Raw genomic sequence first — 8,177 nt, 5'->3', positions numbered from 1 at the left:
TGCCATGTCACTGAATACTCGTCCTAGAAAGGCGTTAGATTGGCTTACACCATTAGAGAAATTTGCTCAGCTTGTTGATTATCATATGGCTTTTGAAACTGTCGCACCTCATGTTTGAATTCGCCCCATATTTTTGCTACAGTGAACCAAATTAAGATCATCTATTTACTAGGCCTCGCATTTGCGGGGTTTTTAATGCTGAATAAAAGGAAAACTTGATGGAATTGCCCAATATTATGCACCCGGTCGCGAAGCTGAGCACCGCATTAGCCGCTGCATTGATGCTGAGCGGGTGCATGCCCGGTGAAATCCGCCCGACGATTGGCCAGCAAATGGAAACTGGCGACCAACGGTTTGGCGATCTGGTTTTCCGCCAGCTCGCACCGAATGTCTGGCAGCACACTTCCTATCTCGACATGCCGGGTTTCGGGGCAGTCGCTTCCAACGGTTTGATCGTCAGGGATGGCGGCCGCGTGCTGGTGGTCGATACCGCCTGGACCGATGACCAGACCGCCCAGATCCTCAACTGGATCAAGCAGGAGATCAACCTGCCGGTCGCGCTGGCGGTGGTGACTCACGCGCATCAGGACAAGATGGGCGGTATGGACGCGCTGCATGCGGCGGGGATTGCGACTTATGCCAATGCGTTGTCGAACCAGCTTGCCCCGCAAGAGGGGATGGTTGCGGCGCAACACAGCCTGACTTTCGCCGCCAATGGCTGGGTCGAACCAGCAACCGCGCCCAACTTTGGCCCGCTCAAGGTATTTTACCCCGGCCCCGGCCACACCAGTGACAATATCACCGTTGGGATCGACGGCACCGACATCGCTTTTGGTGGCTGCCTGATCAAGGACAGCAAGGCCAAGTCGCTCGGCAATCTCGGTGATGCCGACACTGAGCACTACGCCGCGTCAGCGCGCGCGTTTGGTGCGGCGTTCCCCAAGGCCAGCATGATCGTGATGAGCCATTCCGCCCCCGATAGCCGCGCCGCAATCACTCATACGGCCCGCATGGCCGACAAGCTGCGCTGAGCCATGGCTGACCACGTCACCCCCAATCTGCCATCGCGCGATTTCGATGTGACAGAGGCGTTTTATGCGAAGCTGGGCTTTGCGACGAGTTGGAAGGATCGCGGCTGGATGATCCTGCAGCGCGGCGGTTTGCAGCTCGAATTCTTCCCCTATCCTGACCTCGACCCAGCTACGAGCTCGTTCGGCTGTTGCCTGCGGTTGGATGATCTCGATGCCATGGTGGCATTGGTGAACGCGGCGGGAGCCGAGGAAAAAAGCACCGGCTGGCCGCGCTTCAAAGCTCCGCAACTGGAGGCGAGCGGCCTGAGGATCGGCTACCTGATCGATCCCGACTGCACGCTGGTGCGGCTGATCCAGAACCCCGACTGACCGCATGCCCGCGAAAATCAAGATTTGCGGGATCAGCACACCCGAGGCGCTCGATGCGACCATCGCGGCGCGGGCGGACTATGCCGGGTTGGTGTTCTATCCAGCGTCGCCCCGTGCGGTTACGTCGAATGTCGCGGGCGCTTTGACATCGCGCGCAGCTGGCCAGATCGCCATGGTCGGTTTGTTCGTCGATGCGGATGATGCTGTCATCGCCGACGCACTGGTGGCAGCCAAGCTGAACGCGCTGCAGCTGCACGGTTCGGAATCGCCCGAACGCGTGGCCCAGTTGCGCGCGCGGTTTGGCAAGCCGGTGTGGAAGGCGCTGCCCGTCGCCAGCGCCAGCGATGTCGCACGCGCCGCAGCCTATGCCGGGGCGGCGGACTTGATCTTGTTCGACGCCAAGACCCCCAAAGGCGCGCTGCCCGGCGGCATGGGGTTGGCGTTCGACTGGTCGCTGCTGGCCGGATATCGCGGTGCCTTGCCGTGGGGGCTGGCAGGCGGGCTAAATCCGACGAATGTTGCCGAGGCGATTGCGCGCACCGGAGCGCCGCTGGTCGATACCTCCAGCGGCGTCGAAAGCGCGCCGGGCGTCAAGGATACCGACAAGATTACCAATTTCGCCTTTGCGGTGCGCTTGGCCTAAATCGCGTCGATCAATAGGCGTCGTTCAGCGCAAAGATCGGCTTGCGGGTGCGCCACTGCCCTCGGGTGAAGTCGGGAAAATCTAACGTGCGATTGCCCTCAGCAATCGATTGTTCCGACAGAGGCGTGATCGCGCTCCAGGCCAGCGCGTCGTAAATGTCGATTGGCATCGGGGCCTTGGCCTTCAGCGCCTCGACAAAAGCGTGGATCACGAACCAGTCCATCCCGCCATGCCCGGCCCCTGCCGCCAGATCGGCGTAGCGTTTCCATAGCGGGTGATCGTATTTCGCAAACCAGCCCTCGGCAGGCTCCCAGCGGTGCGGCTGTGGGCTCTTGCCCTCCAGATAGATCGACTTGTTGACGTCCATCCACAGCCCCTCGGTGCCTTGCACCCGAAAGCCGAGAGAATAGGGGCGCGGCAGCGAGGTGTCGTGGCACAGCATGATCGTTTCACCATTAGTGCAGCCGATCATGGTGTTGACCACATCACCCAGTGCGAATTTCACCTCGGCGTTGGGATGATCGGCAGAGCCGTTCTTGACGACATAATCATGCAGCCCGCGCGCCTTACAGCCGAAGCCGCCAGCGCCCGCTTCGCCCGGCAACGCGACCTTCAGGGTGCGGGTCTGCGGCGGGTAGCACACGCCGGCATCGGCGCAGCCCTGGTACTTCACGGTCAGGGTGGTCGCGCTCGCGCCGGCCGCGGGCGTGCCGGTGAGGGTGCCGAGCAATTCCTTGCGGTAGGTTTCGACGTCGCCGAAGAATTCGTCGCGGTAGGCCTTGCCCTTCGGCAGCGCCATGGTCGCGCCGGTGAAGGCGGCATCGGCCTTGACCGAGGTGCGGTGCCGGTACAGGTAATAGCCGTCGGCGATCCGCCAGCGCACCTCGATGCGGTCCGGCGCGGTGGCCTGCGCGGACAGGACGAAGACCTCGTCGACCGGCGGCAGTTCGAAGTCCTGGGCGACGGCCGAGGTCGCGGGCAGCGCAAGCAGCAGGGCGAGCCCGGCCAGCCAGCGGCGCAGGCGGATCGTGGATGCGGTCATTGGCTCAGTTTACCGGTCGGCTCTCGGCGGCCAGCCATTGCAGGTATTCGGGCAGGCCGGACGCGGCTTCGACCGCGAGCAGCTCCGGGAGTTCGTAGGGATGCAGTTGGCGCAGGCGTTCCTGCAGGGCGGGGTAGGCCTCGGCACTGGTCTTGACCAGCAGCAGGACCTCGGCCGCGGCCTCGACCTTGCGTTGCCAGCGATAGACCGAACGCAGGCCGGGCAGGAGGTTGACGCAGGCGGCCAGGCGCTCGGCCACCAGCGCGGTGGCGATGCGCTCGGCGCTGTCGGCGTCGGGACAGGTGCAGAAGCAGATCAGGGCGCTCACCGGCATAGGGTAGCGGCTGCCCCGATCCGGCGGGCCTGGCGGACATCCGCGTGCGGCCCTTGAAAGTCGGCGGGCCCGCCCCATCTCGGTGGCATGCCGGGTTCGCCCGGTTCTGTTGTCCGCGGTTTGGCACTCGCTTCGCGCGACTGCTAAAATCGCCGGGTTTTTCCACGTCAATCAACCATTTACCGAGGTTGCCATGTCCAATATCAAGCCGCTGCACGACCGCGTGGTCATCAAGCGCATGGAAGAAGAGAAGCTGTCCGCCGGCGGGATCGTGATCCCGGATTCGGCCACCGAGAAGCCGATCAAGGGCGAAGTCGTCGCCGTCGGCACCGGCAAGGTGCTGGACAACGGCCAGGTCCGCGCGCCGCAGGTCAAGGTCGGCGACAAGGTGCTGTTCGGCAAGTACAGCGGCACCGAAGTGAAGCTGGACGGCGTCGAGCTGCTGGTGGTGAAGGAAGACGACCTGTTCGCGATCCTCGGCTGATCGCGCGTCGCTCCCACACATTTCTCATCCGAATAATTTTTCGAGGTAATTCGCAATGGCTGCCAAGGACATTCGTTTCGGCGAAGACGCGCGCTCCAAGATGGTGCGCGGCGTCAACGTGCTCGCCAACGCCGTGAAGGCGACCCTCGGCCCGAAGGGCCGCAACGTCGTGCTGCAGAAGAGCTACGGCGCGCCGACCATCACCAAGGACGGCGTCTCCGTCGCCAAGGAAATCGAACTGGCTGACGCGTTCGAGAACATGGGCGCGCAGATGGTGAAGGAAGTCGCTTCCAAGACCTCCGACAACGCCGGCGACGGCACCACCACCGCCACCGTGCTGGCGCAGGCGTTCATCCGCGAGGGCATGAAGGCGGTCGCCGCCGGCATGAACCCGATGGACCTGAAGCGCGGCATCGACCAGGCGGTGAAGGCCGCGGTCGGCGAACTGAAGTCGCTGTCCAAGCCGTCGTCGACCAGCAAGGAAATCGCCCAGGTCGGCGCGATCTCCGCGAACTCGGATGCCAACATCGGCGACCTGATCGCGCAGGCGATGGACAAGGTCGGCAAGGAAGGCGTGATCACGGTCGAGGAAGGCAGCGGCCTGGACAACGAACTCGACGTGGTCGAGGGCATGCAGTTCGACCGCGGCTACCTGAGCCCGTACTTCGTCAACAACCAGCAGTCGATGTCGGCCGACCTGGATGATCCCTTCATCCTGCTGTACGACAAGAAGATCTCCAACGTGCGCGACCTGCTGCCCGTCCTCGAGGGCGTGGCCAAGGCCGGCAAGCCGCTGCTGATCGTGGCGGAGGAAGTCGAAGGCGAAGCGCTGGCGACCCTGGTGGTCAACACCATCCGCGGCATCGTCAAGGTCTGCGCGGTGAAGGCCCCGGGCTTCGGCGACCGTCGCAAGGCGATGCTGGAAGACATGGCGATCCTGACCGGCGGCGTGGTGATTTCCGAGGAAGTCGGCCTGTCGCTGGAGAAGGCCACCATCAAGGACCTCGGCCGCGCCAAGAAGATCCAGGTGTCGAAGGAAAACACCACCATCATCGATGGCGCCGGCGAAGGCGCGGGCATCGAGGCGCGCATCAAGCAGATCAAGGCGCAGATCGAGGAGACCTCCTCCGACTACGACCGCGAGAAGCTGCAGGAGCGCGTGGCCAAGCTGGCCGGCGGCGTTGCGGTGATCAAGGTCGGTGCCGCCACCGAAGTCGAGATGAAGGAAAAGAAGGCGCGCGTCGAAGACGCCCTGCACGCGACCCGTGCGGCCGTCGAGGAAGGCATCGTCCCGGGCGGCGGCGTCGCCCTGATCCGTGCCAAGGCGGCGATCGCCGGCATCAAGGGCGTGAACGAAGACCAGAACCACGGCATCCAGATCGCCCTGCGCGCGATGGAAGCCCCGCTGCGCGAGATCGTGACCAATGCCGGCGATGAGCCGTCGGTCATCCTCAACCGCGTGGTCGAAGGTTCGGGTGCGTTCGGCTACAACGCCGCCAACGGCGAGTTCGGCGACATGATCGAGTTCGGCATCCTGGACCCGACCAAGGTCACCCGCACCGCGCTGCAGAACGCCGCGTCGATCGCGGGCCTGATGATCACCACCGAAGCGATGGTGGCCGAGGCCCCGAAGAAGGACGAGCCGGCGATGCCGGCCGGCGGCGGCATGGGCGGCATGGGCGGCATGGATTTCTAAGCCCCGCGATCCATCAAGCAAGACCACAAAGCCCGGCCTCGTGCCGGGCTTTGTGCGTTCTGGCGTCCGAGGCGGGAGACTTCCTACCCGCCCCGCGGCAATGTCTGACGCGAAGATCAGAAAACGCCGATATGAACGCGTGCTCGCGGGCGCAACCCTGAGCAGCCGTCCCTGCAACGGAGCGCTGCGTGCCGCGCCTGACCGCACCCCGGCGGCAGGCCGAGGTGTGCGCGCCACTGCCGGCCGCCCACGCCGCTGCGCGTTACGCGCGCCACCTGCCCGAGCGCACGCTGCTGTACGCGCTAGTGCAGGCGCACTACCCGGACTTCATCGCGCGTCTTGAGGCCGAAGACCGCCCGCTGCCCGAGTATGTGCGCGAGGAGTTCGAGACCTACCTGCGCTGCGGCGTGCTCGAGCACGGCTTCCTGCGCGTGGTCTGCGAGCACTGTCGTGCCGAGAGGCTGGTGGCGTATTCCTGCAAGAAGCGCGGGCTGTGCCCGAGCTGCGGCGCACGGCGCATGGCCGAGTCGGCGCGGCATCTGGTGGACGAGGTGTTCGGCCCGCGGCCGGTGCGGCAATGGGTGCTGAGTTTCCCGTACCCGTTGCGCTTCCTGTTCGCCAGCAAGCCTGAGGCGATCGGCCCGGTGCTGGGCATCGTGCATCGTGTGATCGCCGGTTGGCTTGCCGATCAGGCCGGCGTGCCGCGGGATACGGCGCAATGCGGCGTGGTGACCCTGATCCAGCGCTTCGGCAGCGCGCTGAATCTCAACATCCACTTCCACATGCTGTGGCTCGACGGCGTGTACGAGGACACCACCGAGCGTCCGCAGCGCAAGCCGCGCCTGCACCGCACCCGTGCGCCCACATCGGCGCAACTGACGGAACTGGCCAACACCATCGCGCATCGCGTGTGCCGGCACCTGTCGCGCCGCGGCTGGCTCGAAGGCGAAGACGAATCCGTGTTCCTGTCCGACAGCGCGGGTAGCGACGACGGCATGGATGGGCTGCGGATGAGTTCGATGACCTACCGCATCGCCACCGGTCGCGACGCTGGCCGCAAGGTCGTCACGCTGCAAACGCTGCCTGGCGACGCCGGTCCGCTGGAGGGCGACGCCGGCAAGGTCGGCGGCTTCTCGCTGCATGCCGGCGTGGCCGCGGAAGCACACGAAAGCCACAAGCTCGAAAAGCTGTGCCGCTACATCACGCGCCCGGCGATCAGCGAGCAGCGGCTATCGATCTCGCCACAGGGCAGGGTGCGTTACCAGCTCAAGACGCCGTGGCGCAATGGCACCACGCATGTCGAATGGGATGCGGTGGACTTCATCGCCAAGCTGGCGGCACTGGTCCCGCCGCCACGCGCGCATCTCACCCGCTTCCACGGCGTATTCGCCCCGAATGCAAACCTGCGCGCGCAGCTGACGCCCTCGGGGCGCGGCAGGCGGCCTGCGGGCGATGCGGCGCCAGTGGACGTCAGCGCCCACGACGAGCCGCGCAGCCCCGAGCAGAAGCGCCGTGCGATGAGCTGGGCGCAACGGCTCAAGCGGGTCTTTTCCATCGACATCACCACCTGCGCCCACTGCGGCGGCGCGGTGCGGATCGTCGCCAGCATCGAAGACCCCAAGGCCATTCGCGCCATCCTCGCCCACTTCGAGAAACACGGCGCGCTGGAGCAAGCGCACTACCGGCCCGCAGCGCGCGCCCCGCCGCCCGCCGCGTGATGAGGCGCCGGCCACACAGCCGGCAGCCAAGCCAGAGTCCGATCCGATGCGGCCACGACCCCGCAGGGCTGCGCTCGGCCCTGTGCCGGGATTCGGTGAGAAATGGCTACGCACTGAGCCGCTGCGTGGCCCCGCGATGTCGAAAACCCACGCATGAACCCCCGATCTGTGCCCGATCTGTGCCCAAAGCGGCGCTTGCGCGGCCGCTTCCTACCCGCCAGACTCGCCAAAAAGGGCGGTTGAACTTCCTATACCCATATCCCACTTTAGGTTTGGCAGCACCTTTTCAATCAGGTGGTTGTTTACACCAATCCAGCTATTGGCCAATTGAATATTGGTTTCGTCTACTTTTTTTGATTTTTTAAACAGCTTGGTAAAACCGAGTGCCAAAACAGGGGGACCATGTAAAAACGTGCTTCCTGTAATGACTGAACCAACTGTGAGTCCTTTACTGACTTTTTGCAATAAGGATGCTTTTTTATGAGCAGTAGACATAAATCTAACCTTGAGTGTAGAGATTTAAAAAAATGTTCCAACTATAAACAACGGAAATTGAAATACAATTGTATATTTGAAGATGTTGACATTTTTTATGGATTTACCCATTTTCTGCAATTTTAATCCACTTTATCATAAGTGAAGCATTGGTATTTGGTGTATAAAGTTCTTAAAAACTTTTATTGAAACATATATCTCATGTTTTTAGAAATCCGATAAATTGAAAACAATGGAGGGCAGAGTAAAACTTGAAGTGCGACATAAACCACCTAATTAATTTAAAGGGTTTATGGAGTATATAAAATTGTCATACCATCATCTTAACTTTGAAGATCGTACTGCATTAATGCTTGAGTCAAGAA

General features: G+C 62.7%; 8 protein-coding genes and 2 pseudogenes. 7 read left to right on the top strand and 3 right to left on the bottom strand.

What is annotated here, in order from left to right; translation table 11 throughout:
• From FTT63_RS14390 to FTT63_RS14375, 4 genes and pseudogenes are all read left to right on the top strand, one after another.
• Positions 1 to 118: pseudogene (locus FTT63_RS14390) on the top strand (IS30 family transposase); the annotation flags it as partial.
• A 100-nt stretch (positions 119 to 218) separates the two neighbouring features.
• Positions 219 to 1,031: a subclass B1 metallo-beta-lactamase NDM-1 gene (locus tag FTT63_RS14385; protein WP_004201164.1), complete on the top strand. Its 813-nt coding sequence runs from the start codon at positions 219 to 221 to the stop codon at positions 1,029 to 1,031.
• A 3-nt stretch (positions 1,032 to 1,034) separates the two neighbouring features.
• Complete coding sequence (gene ble, locus FTT63_RS14380) at positions 1,035 to 1,400, top strand: bleomycin binding protein Ble-MBL (RefSeq protein ID WP_004201167.1); 366 nt, start codon at positions 1,035 to 1,037, stop codon at positions 1,398 to 1,400.
• A gap of 4 nt (positions 1,401 to 1,404) precedes the next feature.
• Positions 1,405 to 2,043: a phosphoribosylanthranilate isomerase gene (locus FTT63_RS14375; RefSeq protein WP_004201168.1), complete on the top strand. Its 639-nt coding sequence runs from the start codon at positions 1,405 to 1,407 to the stop codon at positions 2,041 to 2,043.
• A gap of 10 nt (positions 2,044 to 2,053) precedes the next feature.
• Here the strand turns inward: FTT63_RS14375 and FTT63_RS14370 are convergent, their stop codons facing one another.
• Together FTT63_RS14370 and cutA are read right to left on the bottom strand one after the other, a co-directional pair.
• Positions 2,054 to 3,085, bottom strand: a complete 1,032-nt coding sequence (locus tag FTT63_RS14370) for a protein-disulfide reductase DsbD domain-containing protein (RefSeq protein WP_004201169.1) — start codon at positions 3,083 to 3,085, stop codon at positions 2,054 to 2,056.
• A 4-nt stretch (positions 3,086 to 3,089) separates the two neighbouring features.
• Positions 3,090 to 3,419 (bottom strand): divalent-cation tolerance protein CutA, encoded by a 330-nt coding sequence (cutA, locus tag FTT63_RS14365; protein WP_004201171.1) that lies wholly within the window; start codon positions 3,417 to 3,419, stop codon positions 3,090 to 3,092.
• A gap of 193 nt (positions 3,420 to 3,612) precedes the next feature.
• On the opposite strand from cutA, the gene groES reads away from it, so the two are divergent.
• The 3 genes from groES to FTT63_RS14350 all read left to right on the top strand — a co-directional run bounded on the left by groES (position 3,613) and on the right by FTT63_RS14350 (position 7,317).
• Positions 3,613 to 3,903 (top strand): co-chaperone GroES, encoded by a 291-nt coding sequence (gene groES / locus FTT63_RS14360; protein ID WP_004201172.1) that lies wholly within the window; start codon positions 3,613 to 3,615, stop codon positions 3,901 to 3,903.
• Between the two features lie 55 nt (positions 3,904 to 3,958).
• Complete coding sequence (gene groL / locus FTT63_RS14355) at positions 3,959 to 5,599, top strand: chaperonin GroEL (RefSeq protein ID WP_004201176.1); 1,641 nt, start codon at positions 3,959 to 3,961, stop codon at positions 5,597 to 5,599.
• A 224-nt stretch (positions 5,600 to 5,823) separates the two neighbouring features.
• Positions 5,824 to 7,317 (top strand): IS91 family transposase, encoded by a 1,494-nt coding sequence (locus FTT63_RS14350; RefSeq protein WP_043907034.1) that lies wholly within the window; start codon positions 5,824 to 5,826, stop codon positions 7,315 to 7,317.
• A 249-nt stretch (positions 7,318 to 7,566) separates the two neighbouring features.
• On the opposite strand, the pseudogene FTT63_RS14345 reads toward FTT63_RS14350, so the two are convergent.
• Positions 7,567 to 7,812, bottom strand: a pseudogene (locus tag FTT63_RS14345) (hypothetical protein); the annotation flags it as partial.
• Positions 7,813 to 8,177: the final 365 nt, after the last annotated feature.

Origin of the sequence: Acinetobacter sp. C15 (assembly GCF_013420645.1) — a bacterium.
GTDB classification, from domain to species: domain Bacteria; phylum Pseudomonadota; class Gammaproteobacteria; order Pseudomonadales; family Moraxellaceae; genus Acinetobacter; species Acinetobacter indicus.
Note: the sequence above shows the minus strand (reverse complement) of the source record. Positions and strands in the feature narration are given on the sequence as shown.

Excerpts from the sequence above, each read along its gene's own strand:
- ble (WP_004201167.1), top strand. The coding sequence starts at position 1,035 with ATGGCTGACCACGTCACCCCCAATCTGCCATCGCGCGATTTCGATGTG.
- cutA (WP_004201171.1), bottom strand. The coding sequence starts at position 3,419 with ATGCCGGTGAGCGCCCTGATCTGCTTCTGCACCTGTCCCGACGCCGAC.
- groES (WP_004201172.1), top strand. The coding sequence starts at position 3,613 with ATGTCCAATATCAAGCCGCTGCACGACCGCGTGGTCATCAAGCGCATG.
- FTT63_RS14375 (WP_004201168.1), top strand. The coding sequence starts at position 1,405 with ATGCCCGCGAAAATCAAGATTTGCGGGATCAGCACACCCGAGGCGCTC.
- groL (WP_004201176.1), top strand. The coding sequence starts at position 3,959 with ATGGCTGCCAAGGACATTCGTTTCGGCGAAGACGCGCGCTCCAAGATG.
- FTT63_RS14385 (WP_004201164.1), top strand. The coding sequence starts at position 219 with ATGGAATTGCCCAATATTATGCACCCGGTCGCGAAGCTGAGCACCGCA.
- FTT63_RS14370 (WP_004201169.1), bottom strand. The coding sequence starts at position 3,085 with ATGACCGCATCCACGATCCGCCTGCGCCGCTGGCTGGCCGGGCTCGCC.